We start from the raw sequence: 20,216 nt of genomic DNA on the forward strand, positions 1-20,216 counted from the left end.
AATAAGAGTGTTCGTAACGTACATCTAAAAGCCATTTAGTTAAGTCCTCGATCGATTAGTATTCGTCAGCTGCACGTGTCACCACGCTTCCACCTCGAACCTATCTACCTCATCGTCTCTGAGGGATCTTACTCACTTGATGTGATGGGAAGTCTCATCTAGAGGGTGGCTTCATGCTTAGATGCTTTCAGCACTTATCCGTGCCACACGTAGCTACCCAGCCATGCTCCTGGCGGAACAACTGGTACACCAGCGGTGTGTCCATCCCGGTCCTCTCGTACTAAGGACAGCTCCTCTCAAACTTCCAACGCCCACGACGGATAGGGACCGAACTGTCTCACGACGTTCTGAACCCAGCTCGCGTACCGCTTTAATGGGCGAACAGCCCAACCCTTGGGACCGACTACAGCCCCAGGATGCGATGAGCCGACATCGAGGTGCCAAACCTCCCCGTCGATGTGAACTCTTGGGGGAGATAAGCCTGTTATCCCCGGGGTAGCTTTTATCCGTTGAGCGATGGCCCTTCCATACGGAACCACCGGATCACTAAGCCCGACTTTCGTCCCTGCTCGACTTGTAGGTCTCGCAGTCAAGCTCCCTTCTGCCTTTACACGCTACGAATGATTTCCAACCATTCTGAGGGAACCTTTGGGCGCCTCCGTTACACTTTAGGAGGCGACCGCCCCAGTCAAACTGCCTACCTGACACTGTCTCCGAACCGGATCACGGTTCTGGGTTAGAAGGTGCGTGCAGCCAGGGTGGTATCCCACGGGTGCCTCCTCGTAAGCTAGCGCTCACGATTCTAAGGCTCCCACCTATCCTGTACAAGCTGCACGAACATTCAATATCAGGCTACAGTAAAGCTCCACGGGGTCTTTCCGTCCTGTCGCGGGTAATGCGCATCTTCACGCATAGTATAATTTCACCGGGTCTCTCGTTGAGACAGTGCCCAAGTCGTTGCACCTTTCGTGCGGGTCGGAACTTACCCGACAAGGAATTTCGCTACCTTAGGACCGTTATAGTTACGGCCGCCGTTTACTGGGGCTTCGGTTCTACGCTTCGCCCAAAAGCTAACGTTTCCCCTTAACCTTCCAGCACCGGGCAGGTGTCAGCCCCTATACTTCGCCTTGCGGCTTCGCAGAGACCTGTGTTTTTGATAAACAGTCGCTTGGGCCTATTCACTGCGGCTCACTACTCGTGAGCACCCCTTCTCCCGAAGTTACGGGGTCATTTTGCCGAGTTCCTTAACGAGAGTTCTCCCGCTCACCTTAGGATTCTCTCCTCGCCTACCTGTGTCGGTTTGCGGTACGGGCACCTATGACCTCACTAGAGGCTTTTCTTGGCAGTGTGAAATCAGGAACTTCGGTACTTTATTTCCCTCCCCATCACAAGTCACGTTAGCGTTGGACGGGTTTGCCTATCCAACTCGCTCCCTGCTTGGGCGCACCATTCCATCGGTGCGCTTTCCTTATCCTCCTGCGTCCCCCCATCATTCTAACAGTCATGAGGTGGTACAGGAATATCTACCTGTTGGCCATCGCCTACGCCTTTCGGCCTCGGCTTAGGTCCCGACTAACCCTGAGAGGACGAGCCTTCCTCAGGAAACCTTAGGCTTTCGGTGAAAGAGATTCTCACTCTTTTTTCGCTACTCATACCGGCATTCTCACTTCCAAGCGCTCCACCAGTCCTCACGGTCTGACTTCCCAGCACTTGGAACGCTCTCCTACCATTGTTCGAAGAACAATCCGCAGCTTCGGTGATACGTTTAGCCCCGGTACATTTTCGGCGCAGCGTCACTCGACCAGTGAGCTATTACGCACTCTTTCAATGATGGCTGCTTCTAAGCCAACATCCTGGTTGTCTGAGCAACGCCACATCCTTTTCCACTTAACGTATACTTAGGGACCTTAGCTGGCGGTCTGGGCTGTTTCCCTTTCGACTATGAACCTTATCACCCATAGTCTGACTCCCAAGGTCAAGTAACTGGCATTCGGAGTTTGACTGAATTCGGTAACCCGGTGAGGGCCCCTCGTCCAATCAGTGCTCTACCTCCAGTACTCATCCCTTGAGGCTAGCCCTAAAGCTATTTCGGAGAGAACCAGCTATCTCCGTGTTCGATTGGCATTTCACCCCTACCCACACCTCATCCCCGCATTTTTCAACATACGTGGGTTCGGGCCTCCAGTCAGTGTTACCTGACCTTCACCCTGGACATGGGTAGATCACACGGTTTCGGGTCTACGACCACATACTCGCATACGCCCTGTTCAGACTCGCTTTCGCTGCGGCTCCGTGTCTTCCACTTAACCTCGCATGGGATCGTAACTCGCCGGTCCATTCTACAAAAGGTACGCCGTCACCCATTAACGGGCTTCGACTACTTGTAAGCGCACGGTTTCAGGTTCTCTTTCACTCCCCTTCCGGGGTACTTTTCACCTTTCCCTCACGGTACTGGTTCACTATCGGTCACGAGGGAGTATTTAGCCTTGGGAGATGGTCCTCCCGGATTCCGACGGAATTTCTCGTGTTCCGCCGTACTCAGGATACACTCCGGAGAAAATGCTCTTTCGATTACAGGGCTCTTACCTCCTATGGCTGATCGTTCCAGATCGATTCATCTAAAGCACTTTTTGGTAACTCCGTAGGAGTGTCCTACAACCCCGAAAAGCAAGCTTTTCGGTTTGGGCTGATTCCGTTTCGCTCGCCGCTACTTGGGAAATCGCTTTTGCTTTCTGTTCCTCCGGGTACTGAGATGTTTCAGTTCCCCGGGTGTGCCTCATCTATCCTATGTATTCAGATAGACGTCCTGTTCCATTACGAACAGGGGGTTTCCCCATTCGGAAATTCCCGGATCAACGTTTACTTACAACTCCCCGGGACATATCGGCGTTAGTCCCGTCCTTCTTCGGCTCCTCGTACCTAGGCATCCACCGTGCGCTCTTGTTCACTTAACTAAATCTTGCTTTGTTTCAAAAGCACATTCATGTTTTGATGTCGTTCGTACTCTTATTTAGTTTTCAAGGTACAAATAGAGAGATTTGCTCTCTCAAAACTGAACCAAACAACCACGTATGTCTCCACCAAAAGATCTGAAATAGATCGCTCGGCGTTTCCGTTTCTATCCTTAGAAAGGAGGTGATCCAGCCGCACCTTCCGATACGGCTACCTTGTTACGACTTCACCCCAATCATTGGCCCCACCTTCGGCGGCTGGCTCACGCAAAGCGTGTTACCTCACCGACTTCGGGTGTTGCTAACTCTCGTGGTGTGACGGGCGGTGTGTACAAGGCCCGGGAACGTATTCACCGCGGCATGCTGATCCGCGATTACTAGCGATTCCGGCTTCATGCAGGCGAGTTGCAGCCTGCAATCCGAACTGAGAATGGTTTTATGGGATTTGCTTAGCGTTGCCGCTTCGCTGCCCTTTGTTCCATCCATTGTAGCACGTGTGTAGCCCAGGTCATAAGGGGCATGATGATTTGACGTCATCCCCACCTTCCTCCGGTTTGTCACCGGCAGTCAAATTAGAGTGCCCAACTCAATGCTGGCAACTAATCTCAAGGGTTGCGCTCGTTACGGGACTTAACCCAACATCTCACGACACGAGCTGACGACAACCATGCACCACCTGTCACTCTGTCCCCGAAGGGAACTCGGTATCTCTACCGATCGCAGAGGATGTCAAGACCTGGTAAGGTTCTTCGCGTTGCTTCGAATTAAACCACATGCTCCACCGCTTGTGCGGGCCCCCGTCAATTCTTTTGAGTTTCAGCCTTGCGGCCGTACTCCCCAGGCGGAGTGCTTAATGCGTTAACTTCAGCACGAAGGGGCGGAAACCCCCTAACACCTAGCACTCATCGTTTACGGCGTGGACTACCAGGGTATCTAATCCTGTTCGCTCCCCACGCTTTCGCTCCTCAGCGTCAGTTACAGACCAGAGAGTCGCCTTCGCCACTGGTGTTCCTCCACATCTCTACGCATTTCACCGCTACACGTGGAATTCCACTCTCCTCTTCTGTACTCAAGTCCTCCAGTTTCCAATGACCGCTCACGGTTGAGCCGCAAGATTTCACATCAGACTTAAAAGACCGCCTGCGAGCGCTTTACGCCCAATAATTCCGGACAACGCTTGCCCCCTACGTATTACCGCGGCTGCTGGCACGTAGTTAGCCGGGGCTTTCTGGTTAGGTACCGTCAAGGTACCGCCTTATTCAAACGATACTTGTTCTTCCCTAACAACAGAGTTTTACGATTCGAAAACCTTCATCACTCACGCGGCGTTGCACCGTCAGACTTTCGTCCATTGCGGATGATTCCCTACTGCTGCCTCCCGTAGGAGTCTGGGCCGTGTCTCAGTCCCAGTGTGGCCGATCACCCTCTCAGGTCGGCTACGCATCGTCGCCTTGGTGAGCTCTTATCTCACCAACTAGCTAATGCGCCGCGGGCCCATCTGAAAGTGGCAGCATAAAAGCCGCCTTTCAACTTCTCATTAGGTAATCAAAAGTGTTATCCGGTATTAGCTCGCGTTTCCGCGAGTTATCCCCGTCTCTCAGGTAGGTTGCCCACGTGTTACTCACCCGTCCGCCGCTCGTTCCACAAGCGCAAACCCCGAAGGGTTATTGCCTGCTTCCCGCGCTCGACTTGCATGTATTAGGCACGCCGCCAGCGTTCGTCCTGAGCCAAGATCAAACTCTTCATAGAAAACTCACTTTTGGTTCTTTCAAAAGTGTAGTTGTACTTGTGCAAATAAGAACTCGTTCGTATTTGCCATAAAATAATGAAGTTTGTCTATCATTGACACCGATCAATGATATATCTTCGCTTTTCACATGGTTTCAAGGGGTGAAATCGACCGTCCAGATGAACCATCGGACTTCGTGATTTCTTTCCTCTACCATCTGTTTGACATACTGGTTGTTTTGTTCAGTTTTCAAAGAGCAAATGCATATGTTGCGTTAAATTTGCAACTTTTTAATTATACCAAATCCAACTCACGAAAGTCAATAACTTTTTGTTCTTCGTTTAAAAGCTCACCATTTATTAGAAAACGTCAAAACATAAAGTGTGAATAAAAATATGAAATTCGACATTTCCTTAACTAATGGAAAGTTATTATAGCATTTTCATGAATGCTTGTCAATAACGCGATACTATAGATTTTCTACGAATAAGTGCCTTAGCCTACATGTACAAAACAATAGGTGTGTTTCAGACAGCAAGATCCATAATACAATCACATTATCAGCATGTCAACAGTATTTTTTACGATAATTTTATTTTTTCTAGGATAAAACGATTATACAACAACTTCCCCTTCCCATTTAAGCATGCCTCCAGCCATATTTGAAACCCGATAACCTTGTTCATCCATAAAAGAGGCTGCTTTCATACTTCTTCTCCCTGATCTGCATACAAAAACATAATGTTTACTTTGATCTAAATCATCCTTTAACTCAGGAATTTTAGCTAATGGAATATGTTTTGCATTATCAATCATTCCCTGAGCAACTTCTTCATCTTCTCGTACATCGATCACAACTAAATCATTTTCCTTTTTCATACGATTTTCCAATTCATTTGGTATGATCTCATTTATATGTCCCATATATAAACCATCCTTATTATCTGTTTACATCAATCATACTTTTTAAAAGAATAGTATGCAACCTTCTAACACAAAATAACAAGTACTAAACAAGAGGAGCGTTTATCATGAAATTTGTTATCTACTTCACTTTATTCCTGTTATTCATCATGCATCCAAACGCAGTGGGAGCTGAAAGTAATACAGAGCCTGTCCTTATCGAAACCTATGAAGCAGATGTCACAGGTGATGGCCAAAGCGAGATTATCGAATTAAAAGGAATTTTATTTTCCAGTGACACGAATTATTATCGAGAAGTATGGATTGATATCACAAGTGTACATGACGAACAGTGGACAATTACGTATGAAGGTGGATATGATCCGGCCATTCAATTTATTGATTTAAATCATGATGAGGTGCAGGATATTTTTTACCAAAGTGCTACCGGCGGAAGTGGTGGGCTGTATAATTACCAGCTGCATACACTAAAAAATGAAAAGGTAAAAGAGATTCCATTACCTGAACAGCTACATCTTAGAGGAAAATTTATGGATGACTTTAAAATTGAGATCCAGCTCTCTCCAGATAGTGAACCATATATTGTAGATGTTCGTGATCGATCAGAAGAATATATACAACTTGACATTTACGATGATGAAGGAAGGTTACTGGAGGCTACTTCGGTCATGATAGATCCAATCGCCTTTTTCGAGCCTGTTTTGCTAAGTAAAAGTAAAGGGTATGGCTTAAAAAGTTATCAACAAATCAGTGGTGCTTACCATGCGGATCAACTAGGAACGGTGGAGACGCTATGGTATTACGAAAATGATGAATGGATTATTTTACAGACCGAATGGGTGCCATCAAAATAGAATGAAAAAAGGATCTCCTCTTATTAAGTAAGAAGAAATCCTTTTCCCATTTAGTTTGCTACAATATTTACCAGTTTTCCGGGAACAACAATTACTTTTCGGATTGTTGTTCCATCGGTTAGCTCTTGAATTTTTTCGTCTGCAAGTGCTTGCTTTTCCAGTTCATCTTTGGTGATATCTTTGGCTACATTTATTTTGGATCGGACTTTACCCATAATTTGTACGGCGATTTCAACTTCATCTTCTACCAATTTCGATTCATCAAAGGTTGGCCAAGGCTCGTAGCTAATCGTTCCCGGATTTCCAAGACGAGACCACAATTCTTCGGAAATATGTGGTGCAACTGGAGACAGCATCTTAACAAAACCTTCTATATAATTCTTTGGAAGTACGTCTACTTTATTTCCTTCATTTACGAAAATCATCATTTGTGAAATACCTGTATTGAAATGCAGATTTTCAAAGTCCTCTGTTACCTTTTTCACTGTTTCATTATACACTTTATCTAAAGATGGATTACTCCCCTCCACTACTTTATCAACAAGTGTACCATCGTCATTTATAATCATGCGCCATACACGATCAAGAAAACGCCTTGCACCATCAAGTCCATTTGTTGACCAGGCAACTGCAGCATCAAGTGGCCCCATAAACATTTCATAGAGGCGCAGTGTATCTGCACCATGAGAAGCAATGATATCATCCGGATTCACAACATTTCCCTTGGATTTACTCATTTTTTCATTGCCTTCACCGAGTATCATGCCTTGATTATACAATTTCATAAATGGTTCTTTCGTTGGCACAACGCCAATATCATACAAGAATTTATGCCAAAAACGTGCATATAGTAAATGGAGTACAGCATGTTCTGCACCGCCAATGTAGATATCAATTGGAAGCCATTCTTCCATTGCTTTCGGATCGGCCAGTTGCTCTGTATTATGCGGGTCAATAAATCTTAAGAAATACCAGCAGCTCCCGGCCCATTGTGGCATTGTACTTGTTTCCCGGCGTCCTTTCATCCCCGTGTTTGGATCTGTCACATTAACCCAGTCCTTATTATTGGCAAGTGGAGATTCCCCTGTCCCAGATGGTTTTATCTCTGACATGACAGGTAGCTCTAGTGGAAGCTCCTCTTCTGGAATAGCTGAAGTTGTTCCATCCTCCCAATGAATAATTGGGATGGGCTCACCCCAATAACGTTGTCTGGCAAATAACCAATCACGCAACCGATACGTAACTTTCCTTTCCCCATGTTTATTTGCTTCGAGCCATTCAATCATTTTTACTATGGCATCATCGGTATACAACCCATTGATGAAACCAGAGTTAACATGCTCTCCATCATCAACATATGCTTCTTTGGAAATGTCTCCACCTGCAACAACTTCTAAAATCGGAAGCTCAAACTTCGTAGCGAATTCATAATCCCGTTCATCATGAGCTGGAACGGCCATAATTGCTCCAGATCCATAACTCATCAGTACATAATCAGCAATCCAAATCGGTATTTTTGATTTATTGACCGGGTTAATCGCATACGCCCCCGTAAATACGCCTGTTTTATCTTTGGCAAGATCTGTACGTTCCAGATCAGATTTGGTTTGGACTTGATCCAAATAGGCATCAACGGCTTCTTTCTGTTCCTGGCTCACTATTTTTTCTACAAATGGATGCTCTGGCGCTAATACGGCATAGCTTGCACCGAATAATGTATCTGGTCGTGTTGTAAATACTGTAAATTCCTCATGATATCCATCAATGGTAAACGTCACTTCAGCTCCTTCTGAACGACCGATCCAGTTTCGCTGCATATCTTTAATGCTCTCCGGCCAATCGACTTCTTCCAGATCTTTCAGCAAACGATCGGCATATGCAGTGATTTTTAACATCCACTGTTTCATCGGCTTACGAACAACCGGATGTCCGCCACGCTCACTTTTTCCATCAATCACTTCTTCATTGGCAAGTACCGTGCCAAGCGCTGGACACCAATTAACCGCTACTTCGTCCATATAGGCTAACCCTTTTTCATATAATTTGGTGAAAATCCATTGTGTCCACTTATAGTAATTTGGATCTGTTGTACTTATTTCGCGATCCCAATCATAGGAAAAACCAAGTTCTTGAATTTGTCGCTTAAATGTTGCTATGTTTTGCTCCGTGAATGCCGCGGGGCTGTTCCCAGTATCAATCGCATATTGCTCGGCAGGAAGCCCGAAAGCATCCCAACCCATGGGGTGCAACACCTCAAAACCTTGCATACGCTTCATTCGGGAAAAAATATCTGTTGCCGTATACCCTTCCGGATGTCCCACATGCAGACCAGCTCCAGATGGGTATGGAAACATATCCAGTGCATATACCTTCGTTTTTTTCGAATACGTATCTGTTTTAAATGTTTTATTTTCTTCCCAATACGCTTGCCATTTGTTTTCGATTTCTTGATGATTAAAACTCATTCCAGCGTCCTCCTTTGTTATCATAAAAAAAACCACTCATCCCTAGAAAGGGACGAGAAGCTTATATCTCCCGCGGTACCACCCAAATTAACGCATATCTGCGATCACTTATATCCTTAACGTGGATTTACGGCAGGAACTACCTAATTCATCCCTGCAACATTAAAGGTGAGTTCATACATTTTTCAGGGGCAATTTCCACCAACCATTGCCTCTCTATACCTGAAGTAACCTATTACTAATCCTTTGCAAAGTCGTTACATTATTTATATAGAATAGTAATGAATGACGCGCGCTTTGTCAAGGCAATTCCTTTCTTTATCTGGTAAAATAAGCATATTCTCATTTGTAAGGAGCAGATCTCAAACATGCTAAAAGGAATACTAAACGTTGCACATGATCTATTGGAAGCTTCCATCCAAAAAGGGGAAACCGTTATTGATGCCACTTGCGGAAATGGCAATGACACGTTGTTTTTAAGTCAAATCACTGGTAAAAGCGGTCACGTACTTGCTTTTGATATTCAAGATCAAGCCATAAAAAAGACAAAGCAGTTACTAAACGAAAATGACCGGAGCAATGTGACACTTATTCATGACAGCCATGCTAACATTTCGAATTATCTAGCTGCAGACGAACAAGTTGGTGGGGCTATATTTAATCTCGGTTATTTACCCAGAAGTGATAAATCTATTATCACAAAAGGAGAGTCCACAATAACTGCTCTCAACACGGGTTTACACCATCTTAAAAAAGACGGGCTTATCGTCATTGTAGTATACCATGGCCATGATGGAGGCAAACAGGAAAAAGACAGTTTATTAAAACATGTCGCCCACCTTAATCAAAAAGCATATACTGTTTTACAACACGGATTCATTAACCAACAAAATGATCCCCCTTTTATTTTGGCCATCCAGAAAAAATAGAAAACGCTCAGATTCCTGCCCTATGATATGCTTCTTTTAACCTGTCAACATCAAAGAGAGCATATCACTATCCGGGCATATTTATCGTTTATATTTATAGTACAGCCTTGTATTCCAATGGAAAAATCGAGCCTGATAGCCACTTGCTCTCAACAAGTCCCTAGTTATACTAATTCCATTATCCAATTTTTTCACCTTTGGGTCGCCCAAATACAAGCCAACCAAACCTTGATAGATCATTTTATGAAATGAACGATTCGATAAGCCATCAATATGTTTATCCGACTGTTCGATAAAATAATGCAGCCGTTTTCTCATCATTTCCTCATTCGAATAATAGCTACAAAAATTTAAATCTGCTTCCTCTATATCCTCCTGCTGATCAATATAATAATCCAGTAAAATATGTAGGCCCTGCATATATGGGAAATACCCAGTATAAATTTCCTGCGCTAGATTATCATTCATATTATCTCCAAGTGCATACGAAACAAGGCAAAAAATTCCGAGTGTCGACCCTGCAGCAGCGGAGAATTCATACCAGCTTAACCCGGGGGCACAAGCTTTATACCAGTCATACCAGCTTGTTAGACGTGGAATTCGCTCTTCTACTTTGACATGTTTATGCACTTGTAGATCAGCATATAATCCCTCTAACTTCATCACGTAATCTTCTATGACAGAATAATGATCAAGCTTTCGCAACATTTTTTGACATGTCCGAACAAGATCAGCCAAGTATTCCCCATCTCGTTGCTCATTCCGCCGTTCATAATAATTTTTAATCGGATCTCCTGGTGTCAAAGCATCATGCATAGCCTCATGTAATAACCGAAAATCTTCTGGATCCATCGATGTGCTCCGGTCACATAAGTTATCTAAGTAATCACTTATCGTTTGATAGGCCACAATAAAGCGGATGGCTTCTCTCTCATTATGATCCGCAAGCAATGCATACACAGCTCCTCCCTGACAGTGGAACCTTTTCGCTTCTATACTTGCTAGTGCCTGCGTCCGAAGCTCCGCGTTTGGGATTTGAATCGCGCGATTTTTCCAATGGGACAATTCCTCATCCACGGCTGGAAGAATTCTCCGATATACAGCGTTCATTAAAGACACTGCCGTTGTAGGTATACGCTTTGCCAAAGTCATTCTCTCCATTCATGGAACTTTTTGTTATACTATATATATCACCATACTACCCTAGGAGGATTCAAATGATAAGCCATTATAAACATATAACCCCTTCCATTCATGAAACAGCATTTATCGCAAAAGATGCGATGATAAATGGCGATGTAACCATTGACGAAGCGTCTAGTATATGGTTTAAAACTGTTATTCGCGGAGATGTTGCACCAACACGAATAGGAAAAAGAGTTAGTGTTCAGGATCTATCCATGCTTCATCAAAGTCCAAATAGTCCCTTAATTATTGAAGATGATGTAACCATTGGCCATCAGGTTACTTTACATTCCGCAACCATCCGTAAAAACGCATTAGTCGGTATGGGGTCAATTATTTTGGACGGGGCTGAGGTGGAGGAACATGCATTTATTGGTGCAGGAAGTCTGGTTCCTCCAGGGAAAAAGATCCCTGCATACACATTAGCGATGGGTAGACCCGCAAAAGTTGTACGTGATTTATCGGAAGAGGATTATACTGAAATGGAGCGGATAAGAAAATCATATGTAGAAAAAGGACAGTATTATAGGAATTATACGGATTTATAGGGCGTTGGCTTAGTGCGGGTTGTCTTCCAGTTTGGAGTGAGTCTCTCCCGTTTCGGAGTGCCTCACTCCCGATTTAGCGGGGGATGTCCCGGTTTGAAGAGGTCCCCTCCCGTTTCGGAGTCCTCCCCTCCCGATTTGAAACGGCCGTCTCCCGTTTTGAAATGCTTCTCTCCCGGTCGTGGAGTTCGCTACCTAAATTTCCGGATTCAGCATTTATGATCGACACATTTTCATTTATCGTCATTCTTAATTTGAATTGCGTTCTAACATATTCATAATTTTATCTAATTTTGTTTTTATATTTTCTATTTCTTTTTCCAAGCGATCTAAACGAACAGATTCACTATACTCGGATCGGTTTCGATTATATAGGCTGGTTGTTCTATTACCTGCATGAAATGACCTCACAGGCTTTTCTTCAACGATTAATTTTACTTCGGGCAGTTCATTTGTTGTTTCATAGATGGCATCCTTGATGAGAGATTGATAGTTCGACGCTACCCATTCCTTAGCAAATTCATTTGACAAAATTATATTCCAGCCATCTTTTTCAATCTTTAACCTACTAGTTTTAATCCAAGTATCAAAAGATGGCAGGCTAATTTGCTCCCTAATATAATCCAGTACCTCATTCCAAATATAAATTTCATTTTTCATTTCATAATCTCCCTTGTACTTGGCTGTTTTTATACACTTTATTACTATAATGCTAGACTTTCCTTTTTACCGCTTTCTTTCCCCCTCTCAATTCCCTTCTGCTCATAGGAAATTAGGATCTACATAATTTTATCCGCTTCGGCCATTTATTTGATTTCATCCATCAATGCGGTCTCCTCCTCTTCATTCAGTTTTAAATATATTTCAAGAAAACATTGATAAGCCGTTGTTTCGCGGGATCTAGTTCCATTGTCACTAACATCCTCAAGAATTCTATTTTCACCTGTAGTATCCATTCCTTGAATAGTTGGTCATGTCGGATATAATCTGTAGGCTTTCCTTGACCAGAAGCTAGGGGTATATTAGCACCTCCCTCATAGTTTTATATGGGGTTTTCCGAGGTGTATTTCTGACTGTAGTATACTAAAAAGTAAGATAATTAAAAATCGCTTATATTATGGTATCTAGATTCCTCGTTCCTTACCTAAAAGTTATACCATACGGCCCCAACAGCCGTATGGTATTATTCTAAACGTTGTTATATTTTTCCGCCAATGCCTTTAATTCCGCAATCTTATCTGTTTTTTCCCAAGGAAAATATATATCTGTTCTGCCAAAATGGCCATAGGCAGCTGTACTTCTGAAAATTGGCTTTTGCAAGTCAAGCATACGAATAATCCCGGCAGGTCGTAAGTCAAATATCTCCCGAATAGCTGCCACGAAGTTTTCTTCGCTGACAAGGCCGGTACCAAATGTATTGACCGCAATAGAAACGGGCTCCGCAACACCTATAGCATAGGCGAGCTGTACCTCACACGTTTTAGCCAAGTCAGCCGCAACAATATTTTTGGCCACATAACGAGCTGCATATGCTGCCGAACGATCTACTTTCGTTGCATCTTTCCCACTGAATGCTCCTCCTCCATGACGGGCGTATCCACCGTATGTGTCTACCATAATTTTACGACCTGTTAATCCTGCGTCCCCTTGAGGCCCTCCAATCACAAAGCGCCCTGTTGGATTGATGAAATAATTCGTGGTTTCATCCAATAAATGCCCAGGAACAACCGGGCGAATTACATGTTCAATGATATCTTTTTCAATTTGATCTCCTGTAATGTCTTGGTGATGTTGTGTTGAAATAACAATCGTATCCACCTTAATTGGGTTATCTTTTTCATCGTATTCAACGGTTACTTGTGTTTTTCCGTCCGGGCGCAGATAGGCAAGAACTTCTTCTTTTCTCATGTCTGACAGGCGTTTAGCTAACTTATGTGCAAGAGAAATTGGTAATGGCATTAGCTCCTCGGTCTCATCACATGCATAACCAAACATTAGCCCTTGGTCTCCTGCACCAATGGAAGCTATCTCTTCTTCACTTATTTTCCCCTGGCGTGCCTCTAGTGCAGTATCAACGCCACCTGCAATATCTGGTGATTGTTCATCGATTGCGGTTAATACCGCACAAGTTTCAGCATCAAATCCATACTTTGCTCTCGTATACCCTATATCTTTAATCGTTTGACGAACAATAGCCGGAATATCTGCATACGTACTGGTTGTGATTTCTCCTGATACTAACACAAGTCCTGTCGTCACTGTTGTCTCACAAGCAACACGTGCATGTGGATCATTTTTTAATATTTCATCCAGAATCGCATCTGACACTTGATCAGAGATCTTATCCGGATGCCCTTCTGTTACAGATTCAGATGTAAATAAACGACGATTTGCAGCCATACGGCTAAATCCTCCCTTTAATGATGTTACGGAACTCTGTTTATCATTCTATGCATATTATTATTCAAAGTACCAAACGAACAAAGGCGCAGGGCGCCCGCGCATCACGAGTGGCTCAATGTTGCCACGCAAAGTGGCGGTTTTACCTTCTTATCTTATAAAAAAGCCCTTCCTACAATCATGAGGAAAGGGTATGTATCCTTTCGCTCTTATTGTTCAAGGAGTGTCCTTGCATCAGGTGAGCACCTTTTCACCGCAGTGATGGTTGCTGGGTTTCATCGGGGCTGTCCCTCCACCAACTCTGAATAAGAGAGTATCCGTTCGCAATTTAGCTTATCGAAAGAGATCTTTTCTGTCAACTAGATAGTCTCAAGGAGGAGAAGTAAAATTTTCGAAAAAAACTCTTGAATAGTATGGACTAATTTAATAAATGTGTTATACTATTTGTGAATTGATGCATATGATAATGTTATATTAAAAAACATCGGAAGGCGGGTATTTCATATGAAAACGTTAGAGAACACATTATTCAAAACTATATCCTCTCATAAAAACCTGAAGCAAAATGCAGCTGTTTCACAATTGGTCGAGAATATATTATCACGAAATGAAGGTGTTCTTACTGAAACTGGAGCTGTTCGCGCAACAACAGGAACCTATACTGGACGTTCACCAAAAGATAAATTTATTGTTAAGGATGAAATTTGTGAAGACTTTATTGATTGGGGACCCGTTAATCAAGCAATCGACGAGGAATCCTTTAATAAGCTTTATGAAAAAGTATGCATGTATTTAGAGAAAAAAGAGGTGTTATATCAATTCAAGGGATTTGCTGGAGCGGATCCTGCTTACCGTCTACCGATTCAAGTCATTAATGAATATGCATGGCATAATTTATTTTCCCGCCAACTGTTCATTAACCCGACTGACGAGGAACTTGCCTCACATCAAGCGGAATTCACAGTAGTATCAGCACCGGATTTCAAGGCAGATCCAGCAATTGACGGCACCAATTCAGAGACGTTTATAATTATTTCCTTTAAAAAACGTGTCGTTTTAATCGGTGGAACGGAATATGCTGGGGAGATAAAAAAATCTATTTTTTCGGTTATGAATTATTTATTGCCAAGGCAAAATATTTTATCAATGCATTGTTCAGCGAATGTTGGACCAGAAGGCGATGTTGCTTTATTCTTTGGCCTCTCGGGAACTGGAAAAACAACATTATCTGCTGATCCATACCGCAGGCTAATCGGTGATGATGAACATGGGTGGAGTCCAAACGGTGTATTTAATATTGAGGGCGGCTGTTATGCAAAGTGTATTAATCTATCTGAGAAGAAGGAACCTCAAATTTTTAATGCGATCCGATTTGGATCCGTATTGGAAAATGTAGCGATCGATGAAGCAACACGGTGCTTGGACTATGATAATGTATCCTTAACAGAAAACACACGAGCAGCATATCCATTGGACAATATCGATAATATTATCGAGCCAAGCGTGGCTGGTCATCCGAATACGATTATTTTTTTAACAGCAGATGCCTCCGGGACCTTGCCGCCGGTTAGTAAATTAACAAAAGAACAGGCCATGTACCACTTTTTAAGTGGATACACAAGTAAATTAGCAGGTACAGAGCGCGGAGTGACAGAACCTCAAGCTACATTCTCAGCATGCTTTGGGGCGCCATTCCTTCCTCTGGCACCATCCACTTATGCAGAAATGTTGGGAGAAAAAATTGACCACCATCGTTCTAATGTCTTTTTAGTCAATACTGGCTGGACCGGCGGGCCCTATGGTATTGGAACACGAATGAAATTATCGCACACCCGTGCCATGATTCATTCCGCTTTAGAGGGCGAATTGAACAATGTTGAAACAACAAAAGATACGATTTTCGGTCTTGAAATTCCCCTACACGTACCAGGGGTACCTGATGACGTACTTGTTCCAAAAACAACATGGGAAGATAAAAATGCTTATACAGCTGCCGCTCAATCACTTGCCATGAAATTTCATGAGAACTTCGCGAAATTCTCACAGGCAAGTAACGCTATTAAGCAGGCAGGACCAATCTATAAAGCATAAAACGTATTGTTTCCTTATCCCAAAGGATTTTATTTATATATGAAACAGCGCAGCGTGCAAAACCGCTTGCGACAACCGATCTCCCTAATGGAGTTCGGTTTTTTTCTATTTCTGCTCCCAAGTTGATTTCTAACTCCAGTCAACTCCCATATTCTCCGGTTGATATTTCCCTGATTCTCTTAGAGAATTTTCATCTCTCAAACTAGGCATTCACACATTTTTTCCGAAAATCATAAACTGTTTTGACATATCATTACTGAAATTGAAAGGGTCGAACTGTATGAAAAAAACAAAGCTTATCGCTGTTATTTCAATTATGCTGCTCCTTTTCCTTTCCGCATGTAATTCAAATGGAAATACGTCTATTCAACTTGCCGAAGTCACCCGTTCCGTTTTCTATGCACCGCAGTATGTTGCCATTGAAAAAGGATTCTTTGAAGAAGAAGGGTTGGATGTGGAATTGCAGACTACATGGGGTGGTGATACAACAATGACAGCTCTGTTATCAGATGGTGCTGATATTGCCCTTGTCGGTTCGGAAACTTCTATGTACGTATATGGGCAAGATTCCAAGGATTATGCTGTTAACTTTGCACAATTAACAGCTACAGATGGAACATTTCTTGTTGCCAAGGAACCTAATCCTGACTTTACATGGGATGAACTTAGAGGAAGCGAATTTTTAGGACAGCGTACAGGTGGTATGCCGCAGATGGTTGGTGAATTTGTATTAAAAAGTCACGATATTGATCCACATACTGATTTGAATTTAAACCAGAATATTGATTTTGCCAATATCCCAGGAGCATTTTCATCAGGTGACTATGAATATGTCCAATTATTCGAGCCAACAGCAAGTGTTTTTGAAGAAGAAGGGAACGGCCATATTGTTGCTTCCTTCGGGGAAGAGTCCGGGAAAGTACCTTACACTTCCTATATGGCGAAAGAAAGTTACTTCGATGAGAATGAAGAGGTACTCAGCAAGTTTACAAGTGCAATCTATCAAGCACAGCAGTGGGTACAGGAAAATAATGCTGAGGACATCGCAGAAGTCATCCAGCCTTATTTCGAGGATACCGAAGTGGATATGTTAGCGCAAGCAATCGATCGTTATAAAAATCAGGATTCCTTTTCGACAGATCCAACCATGGATGAAGAAGAATGGGATAACCTAAAGGCTATTATGGAAGAAGCAGACGAACTCCCAGCAGATGTACCATACCAGGAGCTGGTAAATACGGAAATTGCCGAGGAAGTCACTACTAACTAAGGAAGGGGGTTTTATTTTGTCTTTTCTAACCTTAGATCAAGTAACGCATCATTACTTTTCTAAACATAGCTTTACAAAAGCATTGGATAATATCTCACTATCTGTGAAAGAAGGTGAATTCGTAGCTCTGCTCGGCCCAAGCGGTTGTGGGAAATCAACAATCCTATCGATAATTGCAGGTATTATGAAGCAAACTTCCGGGCATGTACTTTTGCAGCAGAAACCGATAAGTGATTCCGAATTAGCAATTGGCTACATGCTACAGCAGGACTATTTATTTCCATGGAAAACAATCATGAGCAATGTATTATTAGGACCTAAAATCAACAACGACAACACCGCGGAAACGAAAGAAAAAGCATTAGAATTACTTAACAACGTTGGTCTTCCAAACGTCGCAGATGCTTACCCTAGCGCACTTTCAGGTGGAATGCGTCAACGGGTTGCACTTGTTCGAACATTAATTAATGACCCGAAAATATTTCTATTAGATGAACCATTTTCAGCTCTGGATTATCAAACAAAACTCAAATTGGAGGATCAAGTATCCGATTTACTAAACATGTATCATAAAACAACGGTTCTCGTTACACATGATATAGGAGAAGCAATTGCCATGGCTGACCGTATTTGTATTATGAAGGCCAATCCAGGGGGTATTGATAAAATTTTCGAAGTTCCTATTGAATTGCGTGATGAAAAACCATTTAGCGTACGCAGACATCCCAAATATCAAATCCTCTTCGATAAAATATGGGAAACCTTGGAACATGAGGATACAGATCCATCCGAATCAAAGGTGGTGTCAAGAAAATAATGGAAACGAAATCCGATTACCATCTTTATGAATCCTACAAAAATCAGTTAAAGCGTGAAAAGAAAGTTGTTTTTGCTTGGCAAATCAGTATATTAGTCATTTTTATTGCCCTTTGGGAAATTGCTAGCAGATTATATTGGATTGACCCCTTGATATTCAGTTCGCCAACCAAAATTGTTCATATATTAGTTGATCGATTTACAGGTGGTTCCATGGTTACGCATATCCAGGTAACATTGTTTGAAACAGTGCTTGGTTTCATTATTGGAACAGTTCTGGGTATCGTCATGGCCACATTACTTTGGTCATCAACCCGATTTTCCAAAATCATGGATCCCTATCTTGTTATTATGAATGCAATGCCCAAAGTAGCACTTGGCCCCATTATTATTGTCGCCATTGGGCCTGGTTATTTTTCAATTATTACGATGGGAGCCATCATTTCCGTGATCATTACGACACTTGTTGTGTACGCGGCTTTCAATGAAGTTGATCCTAACTATGAAAAAGTCCTAATAAGCTTCGGTGCCACGAGGTGGCAGCGTTTTAAGGAAGCTATTTTTCCGGCAACACTTCCGGTAATGATTTCTACATTAAAAGTAAATGTAGGACTCTCATGGGTTGGTGTCATCGTTGGTGAGTTTCTTGTTTCCAAACAAGGGTTAGGTTATTTAATCATTTATGGATTCCAAGTATTTGATTTTTCACTGGTTATGTCTAGCTTAGTTCTCATCGCCATATTTGCTGCGATTATGTATAAAATCGTAGAAAAGATTGAAAAATGGTTGATTAAACATTCCACGTAAGAAAAACCCCACAGAAAAAATCGCCTATAAGCTAAAATAGGCGATTTTTTCTAAGTTCATAGCTCTTTTTGTTCGTATTGCTACTTTTCATCTTCGCGGTTTACACCCTTTTGTGCCGCAAACACCAATTTTGATAAAACAGCTTATATAAGAAATTAATGCTTTCGTGATTTTGCTCCCGCGATAAGCCACGTATTTCGAATATGTTTCATACAATAATCCAAGACGCCGTCCTTCATAATAAAACTATATAAATGATTATCCTTTACGTTGGACGGGATTGTTTTTAACAAGAATGGCCCATTTGTTTCAAAATAGGTGTCCCGCTGGATGAGTTGATCAATTTGAGCGAAATAAACATTTTTAATAATGGTTTCCGTTTTTCCGGCGACATAATATTGGCCTATATAATGGATATCTTCCACTTTTCCACCGGTCTCTTCCATGACTTCTCGAATAGCAGCCTGTCTAGCTGTTTCACCCTCCTCCACATTACCTCCGGGGAATTCATAGCCTCTCCCTTTATGCTTCGTTAAAAGCCAATCATCCTTGTACCGGCAAACAACCCATACATGTTTTGGCGAAGTCGAAAACGGATGGTTATCGAAAGAAAGTTTCACTTCATTGTTATAGTAATCTCTGAATGTATACATGTTGTCAACTGCCTTTACTTAACTAATGCTTATATTTGTTATCTTCCATTTGTTCTCAAAAGTAAACTCTATTTCAATTTCATATTCATCATAGAAAAAGCTTTGATTCTCCTGGATGAGTTTTACTTGTGTTTCATTCAATTGTATCATATCATATGCGTTTTCTTCCATGAACCACGGTGGTGTTTCCGTTGGAAGAATGTATAAACCATCTGCTTCTTCTCTATAAAAATAATCAACATAAGGTTTAGCAGTTTCCCTAGTCGTTACATCTTCAAAAGCCTGAAGCAATTCCTCTTTTGTATCATAGTTTACCACTTTATAATTTTCATCTACATCTTGTACCAGCATTTCCATAAACGCATCCGTCAAAGAAATAACCGCTTCATGTGGAATATGTTCTTCTTTTTGCTGATCCTCTTCTGCGCCCACGATTTTCAGATCATTGGTGTTAATCAATGTAAATAATAATAAAATAATTCCCAGCCCTAAAATCCAATGCTTTTTCTTGAAACGTTTGCTTCCCATTTGAAATAGCCCCCTTATGTATAACTATTCCTCTAAACCTGGAAAGATAAACCAAAAATAGGAATAGAA

General features: G+C 42.4%; 14 protein-coding genes, 2 rRNA genes, 1 riboswitch and 1 other annotated feature. Of the genes, 7 read left to right on the forward strand and 9 right to left on the reverse strand.

Annotated elements, in window-relative coordinates:
- Positions 1–35: 35 nt before the first annotated feature.
- The 3 genes from KFZ56_RS12845 to KFZ56_RS12855 form a co-directional block, all read right to left on the reverse strand.
- Positions 36–2,954: ribosomal RNA gene (locus KFZ56_RS12845) — 23S ribosomal RNA — on the reverse strand.
- A gap of 174 nt (positions 2,955–3,128) precedes the next feature.
- Positions 3,129–4,700, reverse strand: a 16S ribosomal RNA gene (locus KFZ56_RS12850).
- Together the 16S and 23S rRNA genes form the textbook arrangement of a ribosomal RNA operon.
- 595 nt (positions 4,701–5,295) lie before the next feature.
- On the reverse strand, positions 5,296–5,604 hold the full coding sequence (locus tag KFZ56_RS12855) for a rhodanese-like domain-containing protein (protein WP_222642319.1): 309 nt from the start codon (positions 5,602–5,604) through the stop codon (positions 5,296–5,298).
- 107 nt (positions 5,605–5,711) lie between these two features.
- Between KFZ56_RS12855 and KFZ56_RS12860 the strand changes: the two genes are divergently transcribed.
- Positions 5,712–6,458 carry a YybI family spore inner coat protein gene (locus KFZ56_RS12860; RefSeq protein ID WP_222642320.1) on the forward strand — a complete coding sequence of 249 codons (747 nt, stop codon included), beginning with the start codon at positions 5,712–5,714 and terminating at the stop codon, positions 6,456–6,458.
- A gap of 50 nt (positions 6,459–6,508) precedes the next feature.
- Here the strand turns inward: KFZ56_RS12860 and leuS are convergent, their stop codons facing one another.
- The gene (gene leuS / locus KFZ56_RS12865; protein ID WP_222642321.1) at positions 6,509–8,923 is read right to left on the reverse strand and encodes a leucine--tRNA ligase; all 2,415 of its coding nucleotides are present in this window, start codon (positions 8,921–8,923) and stop codon (positions 6,509–6,511) included.
- Between the two features lie 45 nt (positions 8,924–8,968).
- Positions 8,969–9,184, reverse strand: a binding site (T-box leader).
- A gap of 107 nt (positions 9,185–9,291) precedes the next feature.
- Here leuS and mnmM point away from each other — a divergent pair.
- The gene (mnmM, locus tag KFZ56_RS12870; protein WP_222642322.1) at positions 9,292–9,852 is read left to right on the forward strand and encodes a tRNA 5-(aminomethyl)-2-thiouridylate-methyltransferase MnmM; all 561 of its coding nucleotides are present in this window, start codon (positions 9,292–9,294) and stop codon (positions 9,850–9,852) included.
- 81 nt (positions 9,853–9,933) lie between these two features.
- Here mnmM and KFZ56_RS12875 read toward each other — a convergent pair whose 3' ends face one another.
- Positions 9,934–10,998: a tetraprenyl-beta-curcumene synthase family protein gene (locus KFZ56_RS12875; RefSeq protein WP_304956689.1), complete on the reverse strand. Its 1,065-nt coding sequence runs from the start codon at positions 10,996–10,998 to the stop codon at positions 9,934–9,936.
- A 71-nt stretch (positions 10,999–11,069) separates the two neighbouring features.
- Between KFZ56_RS12875 and KFZ56_RS12880 the strand changes: the two genes are divergently transcribed.
- A complete protein-coding gene (locus KFZ56_RS12880; RefSeq protein ID WP_222642323.1) occupies positions 11,070–11,585 on the forward strand; it encodes a gamma carbonic anhydrase in 516 nt (171 codons plus the stop codon).
- 246 nt (positions 11,586–11,831) lie between these two features.
- Here KFZ56_RS12880 and KFZ56_RS12885 read toward each other — a convergent pair whose 3' ends face one another.
- Together KFZ56_RS12885 and metK are read right to left on the reverse strand one after the other, a co-directional pair.
- The gene (locus tag KFZ56_RS12885; RefSeq protein WP_222642324.1) at positions 11,832–12,242 is read right to left on the reverse strand and encodes a DnaA N-terminal domain-containing protein; all 411 of its coding nucleotides are present in this window, start codon (positions 12,240–12,242) and stop codon (positions 11,832–11,834) included.
- 528 nt (positions 12,243–12,770) lie between these two features.
- Positions 12,771–13,982, reverse strand: coding sequence for a methionine adenosyltransferase (gene metK, locus KFZ56_RS12890; protein WP_222642325.1), 1,212 nt, complete (start codon positions 13,980–13,982; stop codon positions 12,771–12,773).
- Between the two features lie 206 nt (positions 13,983–14,188).
- A riboswitch (SAM riboswitch) is annotated at positions 14,189–14,294 on the reverse strand.
- Positions 14,295–14,486: 192 nt separating this feature from the next.
- Here metK and pckA point away from each other — a divergent pair.
- The 4 genes from pckA to KFZ56_RS12910 all read left to right on the forward strand — a co-directional run bounded on the left by pckA (position 14,487) and on the right by KFZ56_RS12910 (position 18,966).
- On the forward strand, positions 14,487–16,073 hold the full coding sequence (gene pckA, locus KFZ56_RS12895) for a phosphoenolpyruvate carboxykinase (ATP) (protein ID WP_222642326.1): 1,587 nt from the start codon (positions 14,487–14,489) through the stop codon (positions 16,071–16,073).
- Between the two features lie 280 nt (positions 16,074–16,353).
- Positions 16,354–17,343, forward strand: coding sequence for an ABC transporter substrate-binding protein (locus KFZ56_RS12900; RefSeq protein WP_222642327.1), 990 nt, complete (start codon positions 16,354–16,356; stop codon positions 17,341–17,343).
- Positions 17,344–17,359: 16 nt separating this feature from the next.
- Complete coding sequence (locus KFZ56_RS12905; RefSeq protein WP_222642328.1) at positions 17,360–18,160, forward strand: ABC transporter ATP-binding protein; 801 nt, start codon at positions 17,360–17,362, stop codon at positions 18,158–18,160.
- Positions 18,160–18,966 carry an ABC transporter permease gene (locus tag KFZ56_RS12910; protein ID WP_222642329.1) on the forward strand — a complete coding sequence of 269 codons (807 nt, stop codon included), beginning with the start codon at positions 18,160–18,162 and terminating at the stop codon, positions 18,964–18,966. Before KFZ56_RS12905 ends, KFZ56_RS12910 begins: the two co-directional genes overlap by 1 nt.
- A gap of 155 nt (positions 18,967–19,121) precedes the next feature.
- Here KFZ56_RS12910 and ytkD read toward each other — a convergent pair whose 3' ends face one another.
- Positions 19,122–19,619: an RNA deprotection pyrophosphohydrolase gene (ytkD, locus tag KFZ56_RS12915; protein ID WP_222642330.1), complete on the reverse strand. Its 498-nt coding sequence runs from the start codon at positions 19,617–19,619 to the stop codon at positions 19,122–19,124.
- Between the two features lie 18 nt (positions 19,620–19,637).
- On the reverse strand, positions 19,638–20,147 hold the full coding sequence (locus KFZ56_RS12920) for a hypothetical protein (RefSeq protein WP_222642331.1): 510 nt from the start codon (positions 20,145–20,147) through the stop codon (positions 19,638–19,640).
- Positions 20,148–20,216: the final 69 nt, after the last annotated feature.

This window comes from Virgibacillus sp. NKC19-3, from assembly GCF_019837165.1.
In the GTDB taxonomy this organism is placed as follows: Bacteria; Bacillota; Bacilli; order Bacillales; family Amphibacillaceae; genus Virgibacillus_L; species Virgibacillus_L saliphilus.

Bases quoted from the DNA above. Each gene is read 5' to 3' on its own strand.
- metK (WP_222642325.1), bottom strand. From the start codon at position 13,982: ATGGCTGCAAATCGTCGTTTATTTACATCTGAATCTGTAACAGAAGGG.
- ytkD (WP_222642330.1), bottom strand. From the start codon at position 19,619: ATGTATACATTCAGAGATTACTATAACAATGAAGTGAAACTTTCTTTC.
- KFZ56_RS12860 (WP_222642320.1), top strand. From the start codon at position 5,712: ATGAAATTTGTTATCTACTTCACTTTATTCCTGTTATTCATCATGCAT.
- KFZ56_RS12920 (WP_222642331.1), bottom strand. From the start codon at position 20,147: ATGGGAAGCAAACGTTTCAAGAAAAAGCATTGGATTTTAGGGCTGGGA.
- KFZ56_RS12855 (WP_222642319.1), bottom strand. From the start codon at position 5,604: ATGGGACATATAAATGAGATCATACCAAATGAATTGGAAAATCGTATG.
- pckA (WP_222642326.1), top strand. From the start codon at position 14,487: ATGAAAACGTTAGAGAACACATTATTCAAAACTATATCCTCTCATAAA.
- mnmM (WP_222642322.1), top strand. From the start codon at position 9,292: ATGCTAAAAGGAATACTAAACGTTGCACATGATCTATTGGAAGCTTCC.
- KFZ56_RS12900 (WP_222642327.1), top strand. From the start codon at position 16,354: ATGAAAAAAACAAAGCTTATCGCTGTTATTTCAATTATGCTGCTCCTT.
- KFZ56_RS12910 (WP_222642329.1), top strand. From the start codon at position 18,160: ATGGAAACGAAATCCGATTACCATCTTTATGAATCCTACAAAAATCAG.
- leuS (WP_222642321.1), bottom strand. From the start codon at position 8,923: ATGAGTTTTAATCATCAAGAAATCGAAAACAAATGGCAAGCGTATTGG.
- KFZ56_RS12880 (WP_222642323.1), top strand. From the start codon at position 11,070: ATGATAAGCCATTATAAACATATAACCCCTTCCATTCATGAAACAGCA.
- KFZ56_RS12885 (WP_222642324.1), bottom strand. From the start codon at position 12,242: ATGAAAAATGAAATTTATATTTGGAATGAGGTACTGGATTATATTAGG.